A 22,215-nucleotide genomic window follows, 5' to 3' on the forward strand; every position below is an offset into this window, starting at 1 on the left:
AGTTCGCAAGGGCCGGTGGTGACTGCGAGCGCCTTCATCGGATCGTCGCCGCCCTCATAGGAGCGGTGCATGATCAGCGCGGGATAGTCGGCCATCCCTGCGATCAGCGAAATGTCGGGTTTCGGCAGATTGAGCTTTACGGTGAAATCGTCGACCTTCTCGATGCCGCCATCGACCGGCGTCTTGGTGTCGGCATTGACCAGCGCGCCCATGCGCGCGGCGACCGAATTGCCGGCGACGGAAGCATCGCACCAGCGGGTGAGATTGTGGATGACGTCGTCGGCGTTGAAGGTGTCGCCGTTCGACCAGGCGATGCCCTTGCGCACATGCAGCGTCAGCGTCCTGGCGTCGTCGCTGGTTTCCCAGCTTTCGAGCAGCCACGGCTCGAAGGTGAAGTCGCGGTTCCAGCGCACCAGATATTCGTTGCAATGGCGCGCTACATTGGACATTTCGACGCCGTCGAAAGTACGTGGATCCTTGAAGCCCTTGACGTTCATGGCGACGCGCAAGGTGCCGCCGCGCTTCGGCTCCTCGGCCCGGGCGGGCGACGCGCTGAGGCCGCCCAATGCCAGTGCTCCGGCCGCGCTGACGCCGAAGCCGGCCATGATGGTGAGATATTCGCGCCGGTTGACGCCGCCTTTCCTGAAATCATCGGCAACGGGTTTGGCCTGCGGGTGCAAATTGCGGTCGGTCAGCATGAATTTCATCGTCGTTCCCTCTTTTGTTGGGCGCCCCGACGGTCCGCCTCCGCTGGGGGCGGACGCGATCGCCGAGGCGCCGTTGCCTGAGCAGGTGATGATAAAGCGGGCGGACACCGGGAAATGTTCGCTTTTCCGCAATTCTTGTGCACTGCTCCGCAGTGGTAGATGGCCAATCTCCCCCCTTGTTGTGGGGGAGATGTCCGGCAGGACAGAGGGGGGCGCTGTCCCGCCATCCCGTCTGCCGACTGGAGTATCATCGCAGATAATCGTTGCGTTGATTTAGGATATTGAAGGGCCGCGATCCTTCGCGCCCCCCTCTGGCCTGCCGGCTTTCGTCGTTCGGAAAGCCAAGCAATTGGCTTTCCATCCGCTACGCGGACCACTCCTCAACCCCCATGAGGGGGAGATCAGCGCTTCGCCGCCTCAATATGGCCAGTCGTTCTTGTCGAGCACGGCGACGGCGGCGATGGCTGCAAGCGTGCACACGAACGCCTCGCCGGCGCGCGGAACACTTTTGCGGGCGCGCAGAAAACTGTGCACGAGGCGGGGCTCCTCATACCACCAGGCGCGGCCGCCTGCCGCAACGATGCGGTCGCGATAGGTCTCGCCGTCCGATGACAGCGGATCGCATTGGGCGGTGATGATGACAGTCGGCGGCAGGCCGGAGAAGTCATTGTCGCTCAGCGGCGAAAAAGTCGGGTCGTCGGGCGACTGTGCCGGGACGGAGCGAATGGTGCGGTAGAACGCGATGTCGCGCAGCGTCAGCAGCGGTGCGTCGTCATGTTCGACATAGGAACCGGCACTCTCGTCGCCGCCGAGACCGGGATAGACCAGCACCTGGCCGACCGCCCGGCGCAGGTGGCGGCGAGACGCGTGTGCGACCGCGGCGGCAAGGTTGCCGCCGGCGCTTTCGCCGACGAGCACGATCGGCAGGTCCGTTGTCACCGCCGCCCATCCGAACGCGGTCAGCGCGTCGTCGAAGGCGCCCGGGTGGGGATGTTCCGGTGCCAACCGGTAGTCGACCGAGACAACGTCGAAGCCGGTGCCGGCGCAGATTTCGGCGCAGATGTCGTCATGGCTGTCGAGCCCGCCAAGCACAAAGCCGCCGCCATGATAATAGAGGATGACGGCGCGCACGGGCTTGCCCGCCATCCGGTAGTAGCGGATCGGGATGGCGTGTCCTTCATCGGCGGCGATGATGCCGTCGCTGGCCGAAACCCCCTTGGGATAACCCTGATGGAAGGCGCGGCACATCGCATCATAGACCGACCTTTGCTCGGCGATCGGAAGTTCGGCGGTTTCTGGCGGGAACCAGTCATTGACCAGGTCGATATACTCCCACAGCGCCGGGTCGAGCAGGGTGGCGTATTTCCCCCGCCTGGCGGTCTTGAGCTTGTGGATCGTGCCCATCTCTCAGAGCTCGCCGTAGAGCCGTTCGGCGTTTTCAAAGGTGAAGCGCAGCGGCACCGAGCCCTCGACCCGCCATGCATCGACGGTATCGCCCGCCATCAGCCGGCACGCGTCTATCGTGTTGGTGACGGCGCCGCCATAGAGCCGGTTGGCAAGGTTGAGGATGGCAGTCTGGTGCATAGCGGCACTGCCGCTGCCGCAGGCATCCTTGACCAGAAGCACACGAAAGCCGGATGCGATCGCGTCCTTCACGGTGGCGTCGATGCAGGCCTCGGTCCAGACGCCGGCGACGATCAGCCATTCGATGCCGCGCGCGTTGAGTTCGGTTGCGGCAGGTCCGGCGCCGAAGGCGCTGGCCTGCGTCTTGACCAGCATCGTCTCGCCGGCCGCAGGCGCCACCTCATGGCAAATCTCGGTCAGCGGATCGGTCTTGTCGGAAAAGGCGGACTTGCCGTCGGCGTCGAGCGGATGGAACGGACGCGCTTTGGCGGTATCGACGACATAGGCCCAGTGATAGAGCGGCACGAAGTTGCGCCGCGCCGCCGCCTGCAGGCGCTGGACGTTGGCCAGCACCTCGCCAAAACCTTCGACCAGATAGCGCTTGTCCTGCCGATGCTCTTCCTGGAGGTCGACGAACGCCGCGGCGACCGTGCCGCGTTTGATCGAGATCGGGCTTTTCATATGGACGGGCCTGGGTTCGCGACCGACGCCATTCCGTTCAGCGAAGTGGCGCAAACAGTGCTGATTGGCCGGTGCCTCCCCACCTTCGTCATCCACGGGCGAAGCAGGAGCGAAGCTCCGTCGCGGAGACCCGAGGATCCATGCCGTGACGCTAGCCGGAGAGTGCGGCGGAGCAAAACTTGCACTGTTGCGGCGCGGAGGAGTCCCGGCATGGATCCTAAGGTCTGCGCCGCGTCGCTGCGCTCCTTGCTTCGCCCTAGGATGACGACGGGATTGGCGTTCGCGCTGGTTGCCAAGGGATGCGAAACGACCATCAAACCTGCTTCTCCAGAAACTCATCCTCGTAGGGAAAGCGCGACAGAAGCTCGGTGCCGGTGTCGGTGATCAGGATCTCGTCTTCCAGCTTGACGCCCTCGCGTCCGCCTTTCTCGCCGATATAGCTTTCCACGCTCACCACCATGCCGGGCACGATAATGCCGTCGCGGCCATAGGTTTCATAGTCCATGGCGTGCGCAATGAATGGCGTCTCGCCATGCATGCCAACGCCGTGCATCACCGAGGTATAGCGCTGGTCGACGAAACGGTCCGGGATTTTCCACGCCTTTTCGGCGATTTCGCGAAACGCCATGCCCGGCCTGACGATCGAAATGTTGTGCTGAACCTGGTCGTGTGCCATGCGGTAAAGCGATTTCTGATAGCCGGTCGGCTTGCCCGGCCCGCAGCGGAAGGTGCGCGAAAAATCGGAATAATAGCCATAGCAGCCGATCGTGTCGGTATCGAGCGCCAGAAGCTCGCCCGGCCGGATCTTGCGGCCGCTGGCCTCGTTGAACCACGGATTGGTGCGCTGTCCCGAGGTGAGCAACCGCGTCTCGATAAACTCGCCGCCCTGGCGGATCACCTCGCCATACATGATGGCGAACAGCTCGTTTTCGGAGACGCCGGGCTTGATCGCCTCGCGCACGGCATAAACAGCGGCTTCCGCGCCAGCCATCGACACCTGCAGGCATTTGACTTCCTCGGGTGTTTTCACCGCGCGCACCGCCAGGATTTCGCCCTGACAATCCCTGACGTCGCAGCCGCGCTTTTCCAGCGCCAGCGCCTGCAAATGGCTGCAGCGGTCGAGCCCGAGCTTCATCGAGCCGCCGCCATGTTTCTTCAAAAGCTCGGCGATCTCGTCGGCGAAGGGGCCGGCGGTTTCGTCGTCGCGGCCCGACACCGAAGACCATACCAGCTTGGACGGGCGCGCCTCGTCGATCGTGTCGAGCACCATCGAGACATGGTAGCTCTGCGGGTATTCGAACAGCACGATCGGCCCGTCGGTCGGGATGAAGAAATACCGCGTCGAGTTGCGCAGGAAATAGCCGAACATGTTGCGCGAGCCGGTGGCATAGCGCTGGTTGTAGGGGTCGAACAAAACGACGCCGCCATAGCCCGCCTCGCGCATCCAGCCGCGCAGTTTCGCCAGCCGACCCTTGCGCAGCGCGTCGGCATCGATGAAGGACGGCTCGGTGTCCGACAGCCACATGCCACCGGCCGAGTCAGCCGCAACCGGGTGGCGCATGCGGTCCTTGAAATCCACATCCTCGGTGCTGTCGGGGTCGAAAACGACGATGCTCATTGGGTGCGCCTCCTGAAGGCCTGAACATAGCTACGAACCGCAGAATGTCTGTGCGAGAATCCGCAGATGTCGTGCGAAATACCGCAAGAAGGGCATGGATACAAAGGGCAATGTTGCGATCCTTCGCGCCCCCCTCTGTCCTGCCGGACATCTCCCCCACAAGGAGGGAGATTAGCAGCTTTCGCGTCCCGCTCGTCCTGCAACGTTGGTGATTGGCGAAAGCCGAGGCGACATCTGATCTCCCCCCGTGTGGGGGAGATGTCCGGCAGGACAGAGGGGGGCGCTGTCCCGCCAGCATCTCACCGCGTTAGCGCGCAGCGCCCTCTAATGCCGCCGCATCGCCTTCGGCGCGTGGCCATGCTCTTCGCGAAAAGCCCTGGCAAAACTCGACATCGACGCGAAGCCGCAGGCCAGCGCCACGTCTCGCACCATCAGCGTCGAATGGGCCAACAGGTCGGCGGCGCGCCGCAGCCGGAGCCGCCGGTAATATCCATTGGGCGAAATGCTGAGCTGGGCGCGGAAATTGCGCTCCAGCTTGTCGGAGGAGACGCCGAGACGGGCCGCCAGTTCCGTCATGCCAAGCCGCTCTTCCACCGCATCCTCCATGATGGCAATGGCCGACAGCACCAGTTCGTTCTGGACGCCGGTGCGCAGCCTGAGCGGCATCAGCTTGCGGTCGACGCTCGAACGCAAGGGGCTGTGCACGAACCATTCGGCAACGCCCGCCGCGAGCTCGCCGCCATAATCGTTGGTGATGATCTCCAGCATCATGTCGAGGCTGCCGACGCCACCGGCCGAGGTGAAGCGTTTGCGGTCGATGACATAGAGATCGCGCCGAAGCTCGATATCCGGGAAGGCCTCCGTGAAGGCCGCCTGGCTGGTCCAGTGCAAGGTGCAAGCATGGCCGTCGAGCAAGCCGGCCCTGGCGAGGAAGAAGGCGGCGTCGGCCACCGCGCCGATATGGGCGCCGGCGCGCAGGCTCCTGCGGATCCAGGCAACCGCATCGTCCGCGACAAGCAAGTCCGCATTGCCGCCGGAGCAGACGACGATGCGGTCGACCTTCGGTGCGCTGGAGGCTGAGAATCCCGGTTGTATGACAACCCCGTTGGACGCCTCGACGGTTCCCTGGTCGGCGCCGACGATCACCCAGCGGTAACAATCGCGTTTGGCCAGCACATTGGCGGCGCGCAGCGGCTCGATCACCGAACTGAACGCCATCATCGGAAAGCCGGGAAAGACCAGAACGGCGAAGGTGAGGGGACCTTCGCTCGCTGCGGGTTGCGCCCGGTCGTGTGTTTGGCTGGCACGGTCGGTATTCACAATTGTGTATTTCCTGGGAGCGTCATTGGTGGCAGACAGGAAATGTAGCGGGCTTTTTGGCCCGCCGGCAATGGAGACGACGCCATGTTTGCGGCCCAGACCATCGACAGCACCGACAAGCCGGCCTTCTACCGCGAACTGGCCACCCAGTTGAAGGCGCTGCTGGAAGGCGAGAGCGACTCCGTCGCTAACGCCGCCAACACATCGGCGCTGATCTTCCAGATGGTGCCCGATCTCAACTGGGCCGGCTTCTATTTCCTGGCGTCGGACGAGGAGCTGGTGCTTGGACCGTTCCAGGGCAAGCCGGCCTGCGTGCGCATCGCCGTCGGCAAGGGCGTGTGCGGCACCGCCATCGATCTCGAAATGTCGATGCTGGTCAAGGATGTGCATGAATTTGCCGGCCACATCGCTTGCGACGCCGACTCGCGCTCGGAACTCGTCGTGCTGCTGAGGGACAATGACGGCGTCTTCGGCCTGATCGACCTCGACAGCCCGACGCCCGGCCGCTTCGACAAGGACGACCAGGCCGGCATCGAGGCGCTTGCCGCGATCTATGTCGCGGCGAGTTCGTTCGAGGACTAAGCGAACTTCACCAGCATCAGGCTGAAGCAGCCGATGAACAGGAAGGCGCAGGAGGCGAGCGCCAGCGGGCGAAGGCCGCGCGAGCGCAGCTGCGAAATGTTGGCCTGCAGACCCATGGCGGCGAGCCCCATGGTCAGCATGATGGTGGTGGCGAACGCCATGGCCGACTTCACTTCGGCCGGCACGGCAACCAGGCTGTTCAGCGCCACGACGGCGGTGAAAGCGGCGACGAACCACGGCATCGGCGGCCGCGCACCGGATTGGTCGCTTGGGCGATCGCCATTGCTCTTGCGGCGCGCCATCAGGCCGAGCGCGATGACCATCGGCGCCAGCAGGGCGACGCGGGTCAGCTTGGCGACGGTGGCGATCTCGCCGGACTGGGCGCCGTTCTGGAAGCCGGCGCCGATGACCTGTGCCACCTCGTGGATCGAGGCGCCGGCCCACAGGCCGAATGCGTGCTGGTCGAGGCCGAGCACCGGCGCCAGCAGCGGAAAGCCGAGCATGGCGACGGTGCCGAACAGCGTGATCGAGGCGACGGCATAAGTGACGTCCTCGTCGCGCGCATCGGTGACGATGTTGGTGGCAACGATCGCCGAAGCGCCGCAGATCGAGGTGCCGGCGGCAATCAGCTGCGCCAGCTTGGCGTCGACGCCGATCAGCCGGCCAAGCGTAATGGTGAAGACGAAGGTCGCTCCAAGGGTCAGCGCCACGATGCCGACGCCGCCGGCGCCGATGGAGACGACCTGGCCGAGCGTCAGCTGAAAGCCGAGCAGCACGATGGCAAAGCGCAGCAGGCGCTTCTGCGAGAATGCAATGCCGGCCTTGGCGTGGGCGGGCGTGCCGAGCACGTTGGAATAGATCAGGCCGGCGACGACGGCGAGGATCATCGGGCTGAACAGCGCGAAGCCGGAGACATTATGGGCCGAGAAGGCCACCCCCGTAATCATCGCCACCAGCACGATCCCGGGGATGACGCCATTCCACACGGAACCGAGCCGCTTCCGGCCCACGGCCAGATCGGCGGAAATCATGCTGATCGGAATATCGTTCGCTAGCTGGGCGGCGGAAGACAATGCAATTCTCCACGCAAGTACCTCAGGAGAATGTCATTGCAGAATCGATCTTTCCAACGAATTGTTTTTGTTGAAATGATCGATTTTTGTGAACGGTCGGCAATGCCTTCAATCTTGCCTGTGCCATGCAAACACGATGACTGGCTGGGTTATGCAGCTTGACGCTCTGCGTCTTGCACTCCAGCGTGGCGTCATGTCCATTTTCTCGCTCGCCATCGCCCAGCGACGTCGCCTCTGCACAGTGCGGAGCGGCAAGGCGCAACGACAAAGACCGGCACACTAAATCGGTTCGTTCGTTCCAGCCCCGCCCGCGACGTCTGCCGGCGGGGTTTTCATGTCTGGAGCCTTTGCCATGTCCAATTCTTCCATCCTGTTTCGGCCGGCCCAACCGGCGGACGCTGCTGCCATCAAGGACATTGTGCGTGCCGCCTATGCCAAATGGGTGCCTCTGATCGGCCGCGAGCCGCTGCCGATGCGCGCCGACTATGACAAGGCGGTCGCCGAACATCCGTTCGATCTCGCCATCGAAAATGGCCGCATCGTCGGCATGATCGAGACCATGCTGGCCGACGATCATCTCTGGATCGAGAATGTCTGCGTCGCGCCAGAGGCGCAGGGCAGGGGAATCGGCCGGCTGCTGCTGGAACGGGCGGAGCAGAAGGCGCTAGAGGCCAGTTGCTTCGAGCTGCGCCTGCTGACCAATGGCGCCTTCATGGCCAATATGTTGTTGTACAAACGGCATGGCTATACGATCGACCGGGAGGAGCCGTTCATGAACGGCATCACGGTCTATATGAGCAAGAAACTGGGGTAATGGCCGATAACAGGGAGGATCGGATGGCAGTCAGGGTCCGGTTGAAGCCGCTCTCGGGGCGGTATGCCGTTTCGCGCCTCGAAGCAAAAGACAGCATTCCCGGCTGGGCGGACGGGCCGGGCTTCGTCAGCATTACCAGGACCGACGACGAGCTTTCGGTTGTCTGCCTGCAGGATCGGGTGCCGGACGGGGTGAAGCATGACAGGGACTGGGTCGCCCTGAAACTCCAAGGTCCCTTTGCCTTCGACGAAACAGGCATCGTCCTGTCGGTGATAAAACCATTGTCGGAAAACGAACTCGGCATTTTTCTGGTATCCACCTTCGATGGTGACCATCTGCTCGTCAAAGCCAAGGATGAAGCCGCGGCAAGGGGGCTTCTGGTCGCGGCGGGGCACACGCTTCTGTAGCCGTAGGCTCAATCGCCCGCCCTTGCGTTTGACATCGCTCTTGCCCCATCGCTATTCCTGAACCGATACGACGATCCGGCGATCGCCCCCCATCAATTCAGAAATCCCCCGAGGAGAAGCCCGTGTCACACAATCTGCAGTTCTATATCGACGGCGTGTGGGTCGATCCTGTCGTGCCCAGCACACTCGACGTCATCGACCCGTCAAACGAAGATGCTTTCGCGCAGATTTCGCTCGGCTCAAAGGCCGATGTCGACAAGGCGGTTGCGGCCGCCAAGCGCGCCTTTGAGACATTCGGCTTCACTTCGGTCGAGGAGCGCCTGGATATCCTCAACCGCATAATCGAGGTCTACAAGAAGCGCAGCGCCGATCTGGCGCTGGCCGTATCGCGCGAGATGGGCGCGCCGCGCCAGATGGCACTCGACAGCCAGGTCGGCATCGGCCTGGCACATCTGCGGAAGATGGCCGAGGTGCTGAAGTCGTTCGAATTTCGCCAAGTCAAGGGCTCGTCGCTGATCGTCAAGGAGCCGATCGGGGTCGTCGGCCTGATCACGCCGTGGAACTGGCCGCTGAACCAGATCACCTGCAAGGTCGGTCCTGCGCTCGCCGCCGGCTGCACCATGGTGCTGAAGCCCTCGGAAATCGCGCCGCTCGACGCCATCATCTTTGCCGAAATCATCGACGAGGCCGGCGTTCCCAAGGGCGCCTTCAACCTCGTCAATGGCGACGGCCCGGGCGTCGGCCAGGCGCTGTCCAGCCATCCCGATGTCTACATGATGTCGTTCACCGGTTCGACCCGCGCCGGCATCCTGGTTGCCAAGGCGGCCGCCGAGACGGTCAAGCGCGTGCATCAGGAGCTCGGCGGCAAGTCGGCCAACATCCTGTTCCCCGATGTCGACCTGGAAAAGGCCGTCAGCAAGGGCGTCGCCGGCTGCTTCAGCAACTCGGGCCAGTCCTGCAATGCGCCGACCCGCATGTTCGTGCCGCGCGACCGCCACGACGAAGCCACCGGCTATGCCAGGACCACGGCGGAAAAGTTCACCGTCGGCCCGGCCGATGCGGCCGGTACCAAGCTCGGCCCGGTGGTCAGCCAGATCCAGTTCGACAAGATCCAGGACCTGATCCAGGCCGGCATAGATGAAGGCGCGACGCTCGTTGCCGGTGGCCCCGGCCGTCCGGCCGAACTCAACCGCGGCTACTATGTCCGCCCGACCGTGTTCGGCGATGTCACATCAGACATGCGCATCGCACGCGAGGAAATCTTCGGACCGGTGCTGGCGATCATGCCGTATGACACAGTGGAAGAGGCGATCGGCACCGCCAACGACACTGTCTATGGGCTGGCGTCCTACATCCAGGCCAAGGACATCCAGAAGGCCCGCGAAGTCGCCGCCCGCATGCGCACCGGCAATGTCTACATCAACTATCCGCAATGGGACGCCGGCCTGCCATTCGGCGGCTACAAGCAATCCGGCAACGGCCGCGAATACGCCGAATACGGGCTGGAGGATTTCCTCGAGATCAAGGGCATCGCCGGCTACGAGGCGGCGGAGTAGGCCTAACCCTTGGGGACCGGCAACCAGCCGGTCTCGAGGCTTCAGCTCTCAAAGGTGCGGCTTCACTCTTCCCGGAAAGCTTTCTGGATCTGATCCGACAGCGGCTTCACCAGATAGGAAAGCATCGTCCGGTCGCCCGTCGGGAAGAACACTTCGGCCGGCATGCCCGGCGCCAGCGCCAGCCCGCGCAGCTTGGCGACCTCCGTTTTCGGTAGCGTCACCCGCGCCACATAGAAGGCTGCTCCGGTGCGCTCTTCGATGGTGAGATCGGCCGAGATCCGCGACAGCGTCCCGGTCAGCTCCGGCGTGGTTTGCCGATTGAACGCCGACAGGCGCAAAATCGCATTCTGGCCCATCGTCACCTGGTCGATATCCTGCGGTGCGATATGCGCTTCAACGGTCAGGTCGTCCGTCACCGGTACGATCTGCATCACCTGTTCGCCGGGCGTGATCACCCCGCCGATCGTATGCACGGCCAACTGCAGCACCACGCCATCCTGCGGGCTGCGCAGATCGATGCGCTTCAACTGGTCCTCGGCCGCTACCTTGCGTTCGACGAACTCGGAGATCTTTCCCTGGGTATCGCGTAAATCGGTCGCGACCTCGCTGCGAAGATCCTGGTCGATCTGGATGATCTGCAGTTCGATCTCGGACGCCTTGCCTTTCACCTGGGCAATTCCCGCGGTCAACTGGCCATGCTCGCCTTCGAGCCGCACCGCGTCCCGTTCCAGCGACGTCATGCGGTCGATTCCTATCAGCTTGCGATGCCAGAGCGACCGCACACCTTCCAGCTCGATCTGGATCAGCTCGATCTCGCGGCGTTTCGCCTGCAGCTGCTCGGTCAGGCCGGCACTCTCCTGCTTCAACTGCGCGATCCGTTCGCGCAATTGCGATCGCTGGCCAGACCGCGCCTGGTGCCGGAAATCGAACAGCGATTGTTCTCCGGCCATGGATGCGGCGACACCGGCTTCGTCGCGCCGCGATGTCAAAACGTCCGGAAAGCTGATCGTGTCCTTGCCGTCACGCTCCGCCTCCAGGCGCGCCAACCGTGCATAAAACTCATCCAGACCTTTTGAGACGATCGCCAGATTGGCGCGTGTTGTCGTTTCATCCAGCCGCACCAGAATATCGCCCGCCTTGACCCGGTCGCCTTCACGCACCCTGATCTCGCCGACCACGCCGCCCGTCGGATGCTGAACTTTCTTTACATTGGAATCGACCACCAGCCGGCCAGCTGCGATCACCGCACCCGACATCCTGGTCACTGCCGCCAGGCCGCCAACACCTCCGACAAGCAGCAGACAGGTAGCAACGCCAGCCACGAGATAGCGGCGGACCTGCCGATGATGCAAAGCGCTTCTGTCCTCGCTCATGCCGGAACGCCTCGCTCCGTGGCGGCAACGACCTTGAGCGGCGCTGCCGATCGGAAGACCTTGTTCAGCACCTCGTCCTTCGGACCGAAGGCCTGCACATGGCCATTGGCCATCACCAGCACCGTATCGACATTGGCCAGCACACTGGACCGGTGCGCGACGACGATAACGATGCCGCCGCGGTCCCTGATGCCCTGGATCGCTGCGGACAAGGCCACTTCACCCTCCGAGTCGAGATTGGAATTCGGCTCGTCCAGGATGACCATGAACGGATCGCCATAAAGAGAGCGCGCCAGCGCGACACGCTGGCGTTGCCCCGCCGACAGCGAGGCGCCGGCTTCGCCAACCTTCGTGTCGTAACCGTCGGCCAGATGCACGACGAGATCATGCACGCCGGCGGCCTTGGCTGCCGCAAGCACCATGTCGGATGACGCATCCGGGTCGAAGCGGGCGATGTTCTGCGCAATCGTGCCGTCGAACAACTGCACATCCTGCGGCAGGTAGCCGATATGTTTGCCCAACTCGTCGGCCGGCCACTGGTCAAGCGTCGCGCCGTCCAGCCGCACGGCGCCGCGCGCCGGCAGCCAGACACCTGCAAGCGTACGCACCAGCGATGATTTGCCGGAAGCACTCGGGCCGATGACCCCCAGGCCTGCTCCCCTGGCCAGTGAAAAACTTGCATCCCACACCACCGGCGTGCGTTCGCCCGGCGGCGCGACACTGACATTCTCGACCGCCAGCGCGCTGACAGGCGCGGGCAGGGTCACGCCGGTTGCGCCTTCCGGCAGCGCGGACAGAAGCTGCTTCAGGCGTGCCCAGCTTTGCCGCGCCGAAATGAAACCCTTCCAATGCGCTATCGCCAGTTCGATCGGAGCCAGCGCCCTGCCCATCATGATCGAGCTTGCGATCATGATGCCGCCGGTCGCCTCTTGCTTGATGACCAGATAAGCGCCGATCGCCAGCATTGCCGATTGCAGCATCAACCGCAGGATCTTGGAAATCGTGCCAAGCGTTCCCGCGACATCGCTGGCCGCCGCATGGGCGTTCAGGTACTCGGCATTGACGGCAGACCACCGCTCGGCGATACGCCCGCCAAAACCCATGGCCTGCATGGCTTCGGCATTGCGCCTTGTCGCCTCGGCCAACGTGCTGCGGACGGCTGCGTGCTGTCCGGCGATCCTTGTCGGGCCGCGGGTCCGGAATTCGGCCAGAAGCGTCAGTGCAAACAGGACAACGGCGCCGGCAAGCGCGGTAACGCCGATCCAGAAATGAAAAATGAAACAGATGCCGATATAGAGCGGCATCCATGGCAGGTCGAACAAAGCGGTCGGTCCGGCACTGCCGATAAAGGAGCGGACCTGATCGAGATCCCGTAGGGGTTGCAGCCCGTCGCCGGAAGGCTTGGCGCGCAGCGGCAGGCGCATCAGCGCCGAATAGACCGACGGGCTCAGCTTTGCGTCCAACCCCTGTCCCAGCCGCACCATGAGGCGAGAGCGGATCAGCTCCAGCACTCCCTGAAACACGAACAATGTTCCCGCAAGCACCGCCAGGCCGACCAGCGTCGGCACGCTGCGACCCGGAACGACGCGGTCATAGACTTGCAACATGAAGAACGAGCCGGTCAGGGTCAGCACGTTGACGACCCCGCTCATCAGGACGATGCCCGAAAACGCACGTCGAAAGGACGCCAGGATTCCGACCAGCGTAAGCGGCGTCGATGGCGTCAGCTGCATGCAGGCTCGCAATCAGGATATGGCATCTCGTCCCTTCAATAGATAACTGCCTTGAGTGTGACATGGACGGGCAAGCCGGCCTGGAACTGCGCGCTGCCCCGCGCCACCAGCCAGCCGTCCGCACGCTCCAGGCGCGCAACGACCTGCAGCGTTGGTGAAGCGGTCGAGCTTGCGGGCAGGGGCAAGGAAAATTCTATGGTCTTTGAGCCGCCCTCGCTCTTGAGGCTGGTTTTGGCGGCGCGGCGTCGCCCACTGTCCTGAATGGCGGGATCCTCAAGATAGATCTCAAGATGACCTTCCGGGATAGCCTTGCCGCCCACAAAGGTGACGGCGCCGCGAATATCTGTTGCGCGAATATCTGTTGCGCGAATATCTGGCGCGCGAATATCTGGCGATTGCGCTGCCGCTGCCCCGGTGGCCGCGGCGACTGCCGCAACTCCGGCGGCCATTAACACTGTGCGGCGGTCGGTCATCGCGTCCTCTCCCTTTTCACTGCGCTGGGGTATGCGGGAGGGGAGCCTGACGGCACCCCTCCCCCGGCAACGCGTTAGATGACAATGAAGTCTGCAGCCGAAAGATCCAGATTTGTGTTCAGGTGTGCAAACTGAACGGCCGCTCCCTGTCCGGAACCATCGGCGTCGTAAGACAATATTCCACTGTCGGTGTCGTAGATGATGCGGTCGTCGGCATCATGAGCAGCGCCGGCTGCGCTCTTGTAGAATGAGCCCAAAGCGAGGGCGCCGTCGCCGCCAACGCTGGCAAAGATGAGGTTGTCCAGCAGGATCGTATCGTCGGCGACCTTGAAGTCCTTGATCCAGTCGATATTGCCGTTCCCGAGTTCTGTCGAGAAGCGGAAATAGTCGTCGCCGGCGCCGCCGGTCAGCGTATCGGCAGCCAGCCCGCCATCCAAAAGGTCGCTGCCGCCGCCGCCGTTGAGCGTATCGGCGCCCGCAACGCCCGGCTGAGCTGGTGCCGGCGGGAATTCGACCGACACGTTCAGCTTGTAAGTCGAGCCCTCCGGCACGGATTCGACCCAGCCATCGCCAGGAGCCGAGTCCGACCATTCGCCCTCCACAATATAGTAGGTTCCGGTTTCCTGAACGATGAAGCTGGTGCTCGAATCGCGGCCGTTGTTGGAGCCGGGGTCGTTGCCGCCATCGTCGTTCTGGGCGACGATATTGCCATCGCTGTCCAGCACCCTGACGATGCTGTCATGGACATTGGGGTCGGCAATGCCATCGATGTCGATGGTGATGATCGTGCCGGCGGCCAGGTTGATGCTGTAATATCCGCCGAGGCCGTTTCCGGTGGCATTGACGGTGGTGTGAAGGGTGGTCGTCGAATCGAAGATGTCGGGGTCGGCCGTAAGCGAGAAGTTGTTCGAGATGTCGAAGGCGGTCGAGACCGAATTGTTGGTCGCGTCCGGTCCGAGCGTGGCGTAGCCGGTGCCCATGCCCGGGCGTGGCGGAGCATCGCCCTGATAGGCGAAATCGCCGAGCAGGGTGTCATCGCCGCCACCGCCGTCGATCTTGTCGGCGCCGCCCTGGCCTGTCAGCACATTGGCAGCATTGTCGCCCGTCAGGTGATCGTTGAAGCCCGAACCAGCCAGATTTTCGATCGAGATATAGGTGTCGCCGCCGGATTTGCCGCCACCCAGCTTGAGGTTTTGCCCGCTGCTCGCGTCGGCGTAGTCCGCCGTGTCGCTGCCGGCGCCGCCATTCAACGTGTCGGCGCCGCCGCCGCCGGTCAGCGTGTCGTTGCCGGCGCCGCCGGAAAGTTTGTTGGCCTGGGCGTTGCCGATGAGATGGTCGTCGAAGAACGTCCCGACGGCGTTTTCGAAGCCGACCAGGATGTCGTGCCGGATAACGGTGCCGCGCCCGACGATCTGCACCGGGCCATCGCCATCGCCGCCATTGGCCGTGCCATTGGCGAGGTCGATCGTCACGCCGGCGGAGCTGCCTTCGTAGACGACCGTATCGATGCCGGCGCCGCCATCCAGATAGTCCTGGCCGGCGCCGCCGATGATTGTGTCGTTGCCGGCTTCACCGTACAGGATGTCGCCGTCATTGCCGCCATCCAGTATGTCGTTGCCGCCGCCGCCGTTGAAATAGTCGCCGCCGCCCCGGCCCCAGAAATGATTTGCCGCCGACGTACCGATGAAACGGTCGATGCGGTCATCGGAGCCGATCAGGTTCTCGATGCTGTAGAAGGTGTCGCCCGTGGCGGTTCCGCCGCTGGCCACGTTCGTCTCGAGGTTGACGAGCAGTTGGAAGGGGCTCTCCTTGCTGAAGTCGACCGTGTCGACGCCGGCGCCGCCCCGGAATATATCGACGCCATCCTGGCCGCTCAGCGTATCGTCGCCGTCGCCGCCGTCGAGGATGTCGTTGCCTTGGCCGCCGAGGATCGTATCGTTGCCGCGGCCGCCATAGAGCGTGTCATTGCCGTCGTCGCTCTCGGTCTGGTCTGGAAGGTCGGCGACATCGATGGTGTTGTTGATGTCGCGGCTGGCGAGCGAGTCGCGGCCGCCGATGATGAGGTCATCGCCGCCCTGGCCGAAGATCGTGTCGTCGCCGGCGCCGCCGTCGAGCGTATTGTTGCCATTGTCGCCGAAGATGACGCTGGTCATCGTGTTGTCGCCGATGGTCGGTGCGGTTTCGGTGCCGCCGTCTCCAGGCTGGAGTGTCGACTCGTCGGCGTAGATGATGTGTTCGACGTTGGCGATTTTCCGGATATTCAAGTTCCTGTTCAGCAGAACGACCGTGTCATTCCCGCCATTCGCTTCCTCGCGCACGATGTCGTCGAGGGAATCGACGAAGTAGGTGTCGTCGCCGCCATTGCCGGCCATGCGGTCGCCGCCGCCGCGGCCATCCAGCACGTTGGCTCCGTCATTGCCGATCAGGACGTCGTCATAGCTGCTGCCGATGCCGTTCTCGATGTAATAGTCGGTGCCGTCGGCGTTGTGCCCGGCAAAGATCGACACATTGTTGCTGTGGCCGTTGACGCTGGAGAACTGTCCGGCGCGCAAATCGAGGATCGTACCGGCCGTCGAGCCGGAGAAGTCGATCGTGTCGGTTCCTCCGGTGTCATGGATGACAAAACCGATATCGTGCTGCATGCCCGAGGAGGTCAGCCGGTAGCCGTCCACGGCACTGCCGAAGCCGTAGACGTTGTCGCCCGTGTTGAGGTCGATATGCTGATAGGTGCGCACGCCGTTCTCGTCGACGGTGGAGAAAAAGCGGCGGATGACTGCCTCGATGTCGGCCATCATCGGCGTTGACGCCGACCAGCGGCTGGTTTCACCGACATCGATCCCGTCGAAATAGGACATGACGCTGTATTGCTGACGGTCGTAGGTCCAGGTCGCATTGTTCAGATAATTGATCTGTACGCCGCCGGGGCCGCTGTAATTGTAGAGCCCGGGGTGGTTCAGGCCGAACTCATGACCGAATTCATGGATGAAGGAATCGAAGACATAGCCGCCAATATCCGTCTTGTTGACCTCGGTGTCGTGGAAACGCTGGCCGATGCTGACATAGCGGTCGTTGGAATAGGCGCTGCCGTCGTCCTCTTCGCCCAGTTCGGGGCTGACAACCTGCATCCAGTCCGTTGCGCTGTTGTATGGTGCATTGTCGACGATTTCGAACTTCAAAGGGGTGACACTGGCCCACATCTGCAAGGCGCCGATCGCGGCGGCCTTGTATTCGGGATGGTCATTGAGCTCGGAGACATTGATCCTCAGCGTTCCCGCCGCGATCGCCGGCGTTATCGACCGGTCCAGCGCTCCAAGGTAGGTGAGGAAGGCCCCGTAATCTTCGCTTTTGCCGTACGGGTTGTCCGGCGTCTGGTCGTTGACCCACCATTGATCGCTGGTTTGGCTTGGGTTCGGCATCCTTGGGACTCCTTGGTCTCGCAGCCGTGGCAATTACGGCCGTACGGTTTAGCTGTTGCCAACCACCGACAAGCATCCTCTGCGCTTGCCGGTCGAGCCCCGTCCCAGTGCCAACAATGCTATTGGAATCTTCACTTGTCTAGCCTCAGTTCGCGCTCGGTACATATGAAGGTTCTTGGGCGCGCTTGTACCGGCGGGTTTTGAGATACTGGTTTGGTGTTAATTGAGCTATCGCTAATCTATGGTCGTACCTCGCCCGTAGGCACGAGGGGCTGAATGCGCAAGCGTGCTTCAGGAACCCGTCCGGCGCGCGAAATGTTCATATGTCACGCGCCAGGGGTCGCTCTCCGCTCGTCTCTCCTCACCGATCCAGTGAAAGCTGGCGGCGGTGATCTCGGTGAACCGCCACCGCGCCTGCAGGCCGCGCGAGTCGGCGCCCATCTGGACGATGTCCTTGCCTTCGGCCCGCCCGATCTGGCGCGAGTAATCCTGGTTGAGCGGATCGCTCCAGATAATGTGCCAGCCACCGATCCCGGGATCGAAGACGCGCAAGGTCGTGCCATACATGGTGGACGGGGCAGGGCGCCTGGGCCTGATCCAGATGTCCTGAATGGCGCGGCCTTCGAGCACCCAGCCAAAGTGACACTCGCCATCCGATTTCTGGATTGTGCCGTCGTTGCGGTGGTGAACCGTCTCCATGTCCCAGCTGCCAATCAACCATCCATAGAGGTCCATGTCTTTCGCCCGGTCGGCTGGCGGACCTTCGGATGCGAGAGCGGTGAGAAACGTCGTCATGATTGTCTCCAGGGCAAGCCTCGCGGAAACGCTGGGCGCCACAACCCTTGCAGCGTTGCGGGCCCGGGTCTTGGGAAAAATTGCTGTAGTGCCGCGGCTGCCGACCTTCCGCGTTCGCGCCATATCGCATCTATGCACCAATGCTAATGTAGCGTCGGCGGGTACCCCAATGCCCGCCTGGCCGGCGCCTCCTCAGGCAATCTCTTGGATGAGCGGCGCCGGCCGCTGGCTTGGGCCCAACCAAACTCCTGCCGGAGGAATATCAGGCCTGGTAGGCTGTTATTGCTGGGCAGTTTTGGCAGGCATTCCGATATCGGTCTGTATCCCCAGAACGCCAGCTGCCCAATCGCGCAGTTCTGGAGAAGCATCGCCCGATTTCATGATCGACACGGCCAGCGCCGCCATGTCTGCAGGCGGCTTGTTGTGCGAGGTCACATAGGTGAAATAGCCGGCCATGATGAAATGACCGGCGGGACGATCTGGAGTGCCGCCAAAGCTATTGCGCGCCAGCGTTTGGGCGGGCCGGGTGCTGGAACGTCATCCTTGTCCACGAAATCGACCATTCTGCTCTGTCCAAAAGCCGGGAGAACACAATCCGAAAGGAATGATCTACATTAGTTAAAATGCGGATAAATCCTTATGGGAGATGCTGTCGCTGCCCTAGTCGGTCCCTTCCGGCGGCGCCTCATCTTGCCAGCCGGCCAGCTCCGGCAGGTCGTCCAGCCAGCTTTTCTCCGTCATCAAGATTTCGCCGGCCTGTGGTGCCGCCTCAGTGGCGTTTTGAATAAGCCAGTCCATCCACTTTCGATAAGCGGCTGGGGCCAGTTCGGGCGGCAGCACCTTGGCCTTGGCCAGCATGCGTTTGCGGAAACTGAGTTGCCGGCGCAGTTTGGTCGTCGTGAACTTTATCGCCTTGCCCTGGTATTCCACCGTCCAGCGCCCATCCCCATGGCTGGTCAGCCGGTCGATGGCAAAACCCGCATCGACCGGCCTGTCGCGCCAGGGAAGCTCGATGGCATTTCGCCTCAGATCGAGTGCCCATCGCCGGTAGTCGGCACCGGTACGCTGCGGCGGCAGAACGCCAGCCTGTTCGAGGATTTTCCTGCGAAAGGTCGGCTGCTTCTTGATCTGGCCGGTCGTCAGTTCGATGCGGTGCCCACGCAATTCGACATGCCAGCGGATCCTGCCATTGCCGACATATTTGACCAGCCTGTCGATGACGAACTCGTCTTCGGACAACTCCACGCATCCTTGGCGGATGCGTTCGAGGATGTACTGGCTGTCAGTGGGCATGACGTGCCTTGGCTGGGGAACCTGGATTCGAACCAGGACTAACGGAGTCAGAGTCCGTGGGTCTACCGTTAACCTATTCCCCAGCAGGCGCTGTCGCGCTGGTGGGCCGCCGAAGCAGCCGCGCGTGCCTTGTAGCCGCCGCCGGAAAATAGTCAAGCCTAAGCTGCGTTTCAATCACAGCGTTTCATAGGGGCAATTACGCCCGGGTGGCGCGCCGCACCCAATGATCCTCAGCTCTCTGTCCGGCTGTATTGCGAATGCTCGAAGAACAGCACCACGCCGAGCGCGATCAGCAGCGGGATGATCAGGTAGAACAGCCGGAACACCAGAAGTGCCGCCAGCACGCCGACCGGGTCCATATCAGACAGTCCGGCGAGGAACACGACCTCGAACACGCCGAGCCCGCCCGGCGCGTGCGAGATCTGCGCAACCGAGAACGACACCAGGAACACGCCGAGGATGACGAAATAGCCGGGATTGCCGGCAACGGGCAGGGCAAAGAAGATGATCGCCGCTGCTGCCAGAAGCTCGATCGGGCCGATCAGCAATTGCCGCGCCACGATCGGCAGCGCCGGATAGTGCAACTGGAAGCCGGCGATTTTCAGCGGCTTCAGATGCAGCCAACTGCCGAAGATGTAGGCGCCGACCAGGATCAGCAAAGCGATGCCGGCGGCGATCGCCAGGCCGTGGTGCGGGGCGCCGGAAAAGCGGTCGATGATTGCAGGCTCGAAAACCAGCACCAGGCCGCCGACCAGAATGCTGGAGAGCACGAAGGTGATCCAGCAGATCGCCACCAGAATGCCGACATCCTGGCCGGTCAGCCCCCTGGTGCCGTAGGCGCGGTAGCGGATCACGGCGCCCGAAAACACCGAGCCGCCGATATTGTGCGACAGCGCGTAGGTGGTGAAGGAGCAGAAGGTGACGAACAGCCACGACACTCGTCTGCCGATATGCAAGAGCGCGATGTGGTCGTAGCCGGCGAGCGAGGCATAGGCGACCACCGAGCTCAGTGCCGCAAGCATCCAGCCGCGCGTCGGGATGGCGGATATGCCGTCCCAGACATCGTCGATCGAGATGCCGCGCAACTCATGCCACAGCAACAACAGCGACCCGATGACCGCCGCGACACCGATGACCGGCCACAGATAGCGCTTCCAATTCGTGGCCCCCCAATTCATGGAGTTGTCGTCATGCGTTGCTGCCCATCGCCCAGGCGGGCGTTAAAACGTCTGCGATTCACCAATTCCCCCTCATTTCAGAAATGCCTCATCGAAGCCGGCTATTCAACCGGCAAGGGTGAGCAGCCGGTTCGCCAACGGCGAATTCGTCGTGCCAGCGGCACGATGAAAGGCTAGCGAACGCCGGGACGCTGCAAAGCAGCGGGGATCTGGCAGGACGCAGCCAGCAAAAATTGAGCCCTTGCTCTTGGTGATCCGGTCCGGCGCTGCTACTCTGGCGGCAACTTAAAAGATTGAAGCGCCTGCTGCGTCCGGTTTTCCGGTTCGCGCGGCGCCGGAAGGAACTGAAGTGGAAGACCACGACACCGGCGCTGGCGCGCCGGAAGTGGGCGTGTCCAGGGCTTCGCCGCCGTCAGGCGGGCCAAGCCCATCCGCCGGGCGGCCCCGCCAGGCGGGGCCTCAGTCCGGTAACGGACAGGCCGGCGACGCCCAGCATCAGCGCGGCAAGGCGAGAAAGCGGCGCAAGCGCCGGCGTGGGCGCAAGGTTTTTGCGCGCGACGACAGCCCTCTCGCAACGGCCGCGGCGGTCGGTGCGCCGGCCTCCGTCGGCCCGGCCGCTCCAGCGCCCGTGCCTTTGCCCTCGGCCCCACAATCCCGACCGGAACAGCCAATGCATCGTCCGCCGATGCAGGAACTGCCGGTGTTTGCCGCGCTCGATCTCGGCACCAACAATTGCCGGCTTTTGGTCGCGGTGCCGCAGCGCCATGGCCAGTTCCGCGTCATCGACGCCTTCTCGCGCATCGTCAGGCTGGGCGAGGGGCTGACCGCCAATGGGCACCTTAGCCAGGCGGCGATGGACCGCGCCGTCGAGGCGCTGAAAATCTGCGGCGACAAATTGCGCAACCGCAAGATCAGGAAAGCCCGGCTGATCGCCACCGAGGCTTGCCGCACCGCCGACAATGGCGTGGAATTCCTGCAGCGCGTCGAACGAGAGGCGGGGTTGAAGCTGGAAATCATCGATCGCCAGACCGAGGCGCGGCTTGCTGTATCCGGCTGCGGCTCGCTGGTCGAGCGCGACACGCAAGGCGTGGTGCTGTTCGACATTGGCGGTGGCTCGTCCGAAATCGCGCTGATCGACCTCACCGGCCAGCGCTCGCCACGGCTTGCCAACCACATCGTGTCGTGGACGTCGCTGCCGGTCGGCGTCGTCTCGCTGGCCGAGCGTTTTGGCGGCCGCACGGTGACGCGCGAGATCTTTGCCGCGATGGTCGACGATGTCGCGGTGCGGCTAAAATCCTTCGACGGCCGCGACCGGTTGAGCCACGTGCTGACCAGCCCGAAATTCCATCTGCTGGGCACATCAGGCACGGTGACGACGCTGGCCGGCGTCCATCTCGACCTCGAACGCTACGATCGCCGCCGCGTCGATGGGCTGTGGATGGACCGCGACAGCGTCGACCGCATGGTCGAAAAACTGGTCGGCTGGGACTTCCAGCAGCGCTGCGCCAACCCGTGCATCGGTACGGACCGCGCCGATCTTGTGCTGGCCGGCTGTGCTATTCTTGAAGCGATCCGTGCGGTGTGGCCGTCGGAGCGGCTGCGCGTCGCCGACCGTGGTCTGCGCGAAGGCATTTTGAGCGAGCTGATGGCCGATGACGGCGTCTGGCGCAACAGTGGGCGGGGCCGAGCATGATCCGCATTGCTTTGGTGAACGGTCGACCCCCACACCCTCGCGCGGGGCGCCCCACCCCAACCCCCCAACGCGCGGGTAAGGAAGGGCGCGCCCAGATGC

The 22,215-nt window shown here is 63.2% G+C and carries 19 protein-coding genes and 1 tRNA gene; 5 read left to right on the plus strand and 15 right to left on the minus strand.

What is annotated here, in order from left to right; translation table 11 throughout:
* The 5 genes from NKI88_RS30145 to NKI88_RS30165 form a co-directional block, all read right to left on the minus strand.
* Window positions 1-707: ABC transporter substrate-binding protein (locus NKI88_RS30145; protein WP_352659031.1), on the minus strand; the 707-nt coding region annotated here is incomplete at its 3' end.
* A gap of 417 nt (window positions 708-1,124) precedes the next feature.
* Window positions 1,125-2,111: an alpha/beta hydrolase gene (locus NKI88_RS30150; RefSeq protein WP_352659033.1), complete on the minus strand. Its 987-nt coding sequence runs from the start codon at window positions 2,109-2,111 to the stop codon at window positions 1,125-1,127.
* A gap of 3 nt (window positions 2,112-2,114) precedes the next feature.
* On the minus strand, window positions 2,115-2,792 hold the full coding sequence (locus NKI88_RS30155; protein WP_352659035.1) for an isochorismatase family protein: 678 nt from the start codon (window positions 2,790-2,792) through the stop codon (window positions 2,115-2,117).
* A 313-nt stretch (window positions 2,793-3,105) separates the two neighbouring features.
* Window positions 3,106-4,410 (minus strand): M24 family metallopeptidase, encoded by a 1,305-nt coding sequence (locus NKI88_RS30160; RefSeq protein ID WP_023753700.1) that lies wholly within the window; start codon window positions 4,408-4,410, stop codon window positions 3,106-3,108.
* A gap of 324 nt (window positions 4,411-4,734) precedes the next feature.
* Entirely contained in the window at window positions 4,735-5,631 is an 897-nt protein-coding gene (locus tag NKI88_RS30165; protein ID WP_245270993.1) for a GlxA family transcriptional regulator, read from the minus strand.
* Between the two features lie 183 nt (window positions 5,632-5,814).
* On the opposite strand from NKI88_RS30165, the gene msrC reads away from it, so the two are divergent.
* The gene (msrC, locus tag NKI88_RS30170) at window positions 5,815-6,312 is read left to right on the plus strand and encodes a free L-methionine (R)-S-oxide reductase MsrC (protein ID WP_023689662.1); all 498 of its coding nucleotides are present in this window, start codon (window positions 5,815-5,817) and stop codon (window positions 6,310-6,312) included.
* Here the strand turns inward: msrC and NKI88_RS30175 are convergent.
* A complete protein-coding gene (locus tag NKI88_RS30175) occupies window positions 6,309-7,343 on the minus strand; it encodes a YeiH family protein (RefSeq protein ID WP_502909507.1) in 1,035 nt (344 codons plus the stop codon). The two genes, msrC and NKI88_RS30175, sit on opposite strands and share 4 nt — an antisense overlap.
* Window positions 7,344-7,737: 394 nt before the next feature.
* On the opposite strand from NKI88_RS30175, the gene NKI88_RS30180 reads away from it, so the two are divergent.
* The 3 genes from NKI88_RS30180 (at window position 7,738) to NKI88_RS30190 (ending at window position 10,162) form a co-directional block, all read left to right on the plus strand.
* Window positions 7,738-8,199: a GNAT family N-acetyltransferase gene (locus NKI88_RS30180; protein ID WP_352659040.1), complete on the plus strand. Its 462-nt coding sequence runs from the start codon at window positions 7,738-7,740 to the stop codon at window positions 8,197-8,199.
* A gap of 23 nt (window positions 8,200-8,222) precedes the next feature.
* Window positions 8,223-8,606: an ACT domain-containing protein gene (locus NKI88_RS30185; RefSeq protein ID WP_023700600.1), complete on the plus strand. Its 384-nt coding sequence runs from the start codon at window positions 8,223-8,225 to the stop codon at window positions 8,604-8,606.
* A gap of 122 nt (window positions 8,607-8,728) precedes the next feature.
* A complete protein-coding gene (locus NKI88_RS30190; protein ID WP_352659042.1) occupies window positions 8,729-10,162 on the plus strand; it encodes an aldehyde dehydrogenase family protein in 1,434 nt (477 codons plus the stop codon).
* Between the two features lie 62 nt (window positions 10,163-10,224).
* Here the strand turns inward: NKI88_RS30190 and NKI88_RS30195 are convergent, their stop codons facing one another.
* The 9 genes from NKI88_RS30195 to NKI88_RS30235 form a co-directional block, all read right to left on the minus strand.
* Window positions 10,225-11,535, minus strand: coding sequence for an HlyD family type I secretion periplasmic adaptor subunit (locus NKI88_RS30195; protein ID WP_352659044.1), 1,311 nt, complete (start codon window positions 11,533-11,535; stop codon window positions 10,225-10,227).
* Window positions 11,532-13,268 carry a type I secretion system permease/ATPase gene (locus NKI88_RS30200; RefSeq protein WP_352659046.1) on the minus strand — a complete coding sequence of 579 codons (1,737 nt, stop codon included), beginning with the start codon at window positions 13,266-13,268 and terminating at the stop codon, window positions 11,532-11,534. The genes NKI88_RS30195 and NKI88_RS30200 overlap by 4 nt, the downstream gene beginning before the upstream one ends.
* A 35-nt stretch (window positions 13,269-13,303) precedes the next feature.
* Window positions 13,304-13,741 (minus strand): hypothetical protein, encoded by a 438-nt coding sequence (locus NKI88_RS30205; RefSeq protein WP_352659048.1) that lies wholly within the window; start codon window positions 13,739-13,741, stop codon window positions 13,304-13,306.
* 74 nt (window positions 13,742-13,815) lie between these two features.
* On the minus strand, window positions 13,816-17,157 hold the full coding sequence (locus NKI88_RS30210) for a M10 family metallopeptidase C-terminal domain-containing protein (RefSeq protein WP_352659050.1): 3,342 nt from the start codon (window positions 17,155-17,157) through the stop codon (window positions 13,816-13,818).
* Between the two features lie 291 nt (window positions 17,158-17,448).
* Window positions 17,449-17,952 carry a hypothetical protein gene (locus NKI88_RS30215; RefSeq protein WP_023682882.1) on the minus strand — a complete coding sequence of 168 codons (504 nt, stop codon included), beginning with the start codon at window positions 17,950-17,952 and terminating at the stop codon, window positions 17,449-17,451.
* A gap of 279 nt (window positions 17,953-18,231) precedes the next feature.
* Window positions 18,232-18,408 carry a hypothetical protein gene (locus NKI88_RS30220; RefSeq protein ID WP_352659052.1) on the minus strand — a complete coding sequence of 59 codons (177 nt, stop codon included), beginning with the start codon at window positions 18,406-18,408 and terminating at the stop codon, window positions 18,232-18,234.
* A 204-nt stretch (window positions 18,409-18,612) separates the two neighbouring features.
* Window positions 18,613-19,245: a hypothetical protein gene (locus NKI88_RS30225; RefSeq protein WP_352537653.1), complete on the minus strand. Its 633-nt coding sequence runs from the start codon at window positions 19,243-19,245 to the stop codon at window positions 18,613-18,615.
* A gap of 9 nt (window positions 19,246-19,254) precedes the next feature.
* Window positions 19,255-19,328: transfer RNA gene (locus NKI88_RS30230), tRNA-Gln, on the minus strand.
* 147 nt (window positions 19,329-19,475) lie between these two features.
* Window positions 19,476-20,423: a lysylphosphatidylglycerol synthase domain-containing protein gene (locus tag NKI88_RS30235; protein ID WP_023747698.1), complete on the minus strand. Its 948-nt coding sequence runs from the start codon at window positions 20,421-20,423 to the stop codon at window positions 19,476-19,478.
* A 349-nt stretch (window positions 20,424-20,772) separates the two neighbouring features.
* Between NKI88_RS30235 and NKI88_RS30240 the strand changes: the two genes are divergently transcribed.
* Complete coding sequence (locus NKI88_RS30240; RefSeq protein WP_352659055.1) at window positions 20,773-22,116, plus strand: Ppx/GppA phosphatase family protein; 1,344 nt, start codon at window positions 20,773-20,775, stop codon at window positions 22,114-22,116.
* The last annotated feature ends 99 nt before the right edge of the window (window positions 22,117-22,215 follow it).

Origin of the sequence: Mesorhizobium sp. M0317 (genome assembly GCF_040321555.1) — a bacterium.
Lineage (GTDB): Bacteria > Pseudomonadota > Alphaproteobacteria > Rhizobiales > Rhizobiaceae > Mesorhizobium.

Coding starts and splice junctions, on each gene's coding strand:
- NKI88_RS30160 (WP_023753700.1), bottom strand. CDS start 4,410: ATGAGCATCGTCGTTTTCGACCCCGACAGCACCGAGGATGTGGATTTC.
- NKI88_RS30165 (WP_245270993.1), bottom strand. CDS start 5,631: ATGATGGCGTTCAGTTCGGTGATCGAGCCGCTGCGCGCCGCCAATGTG.
- NKI88_RS30185 (WP_023700600.1), top strand. CDS start 8,223: ATGGCAGTCAGGGTCCGGTTGAAGCCGCTCTCGGGGCGGTATGCCGTT.
- NKI88_RS30220 (WP_352659052.1), bottom strand. CDS start 18,408: ATGGCCGGCTATTTCACCTATGTGACCTCGCACAACAAGCCGCCTGCA.
- NKI88_RS30175 (WP_502909507.1), bottom strand. CDS start 7,343: ATGATTTCCGCCGATCTGGCCGTGGGCCGGAAGCGGCTCGGTTCCGTG.
- NKI88_RS30210 (WP_352659050.1), bottom strand. CDS start 17,157: ATGCCGAACCCAAGCCAAACCAGCGATCAATGGTGGGTCAACGACCAG.
- NKI88_RS30195 (WP_352659044.1), bottom strand. CDS start 11,535: ATGAGCGAGGACAGAAGCGCTTTGCATCATCGGCAGGTCCGCCGCTAT.
- NKI88_RS30235 (WP_023747698.1), bottom strand. CDS start 20,423: ATGAATTGGGGGGCCACGAATTGGAAGCGCTATCTGTGGCCGGTCATC.
- NKI88_RS30180 (WP_352659040.1), top strand. CDS start 7,738: ATGTCCAATTCTTCCATCCTGTTTCGGCCGGCCCAACCGGCGGACGCT.
- NKI88_RS30155 (WP_352659035.1), bottom strand. CDS start 2,792: ATGAAAAGCCCGATCTCGATCAAACGCGGCACGGTCGCCGCGGCGTTC.
- NKI88_RS30205 (WP_352659048.1), bottom strand. CDS start 13,741: ATGACCGACCGCCGCACAGTGTTAATGGCCGCCGGAGTTGCGGCAGTC.
- NKI88_RS30200 (WP_352659046.1), bottom strand. CDS start 13,268: ATGCAGCTGACGCCATCGACGCCGCTTACGCTGGTCGGAATCCTGGCG.
- NKI88_RS30225 (WP_352537653.1), bottom strand. CDS start 19,245: ATGCCCACTGACAGCCAGTACATCCTCGAACGCATCCGCCAAGGATGC.
- msrC (WP_023689662.1), top strand. CDS start 5,815: ATGTTTGCGGCCCAGACCATCGACAGCACCGACAAGCCGGCCTTCTAC.
- NKI88_RS30150 (WP_352659033.1), bottom strand. CDS start 2,111: ATGGGCACGATCCACAAGCTCAAGACCGCCAGGCGGGGGAAATACGCC.
- NKI88_RS30215 (WP_023682882.1), bottom strand. CDS start 17,952: ATGACGACGTTTCTCACCGCTCTCGCATCCGAAGGTCCGCCAGCCGAC.